1 rRNA gene is annotated in these 255 nt (G+C 44.3%); it reads right to left on the bottom strand.

From position 1 onward, the window contains the following. Window positions 1-78 (bottom strand): 5S ribosomal RNA (gene rrf, locus FCL47_RS24230); the annotation flags it as partial. Window positions 79-255 lie beyond the last annotated feature (177 nt).

Here is a 255-nt window from a genome sequence, read left to right as displayed (position 1 = left end):
AGTACCATCGGCGCTAAAGAGCTTAACTTCCGTGTTCGGAATGGGAACGGGTGGATCCTCTTTGCTATGACCGCCGTAAAATCTGTATCAATTTGTTTGGGGTAGGGGAGTATTACTTTATTTCCCCGGCCCGAGTATAGTGTAAATTTCGTCCCTAAAGGTCTCCTTTCAGTCGCCCTTTGGGGATAAGATCCTCTAAGCGTTGCTAAAGCTGCGCAATAGCAACACTAAGAGTATCTAAATAATCAAATAGTA

This window comes from Desulfopila sp. IMCC35006 (assembly GCF_005116645.1).
In the GTDB taxonomy this organism is placed as follows: Bacteria; Desulfobacterota; Desulfobulbia; order Desulfobulbales; family Desulfocapsaceae; genus Desulforhopalus_A.
This window is presented reverse-complemented; position numbering and strand designations above follow the sequence as displayed.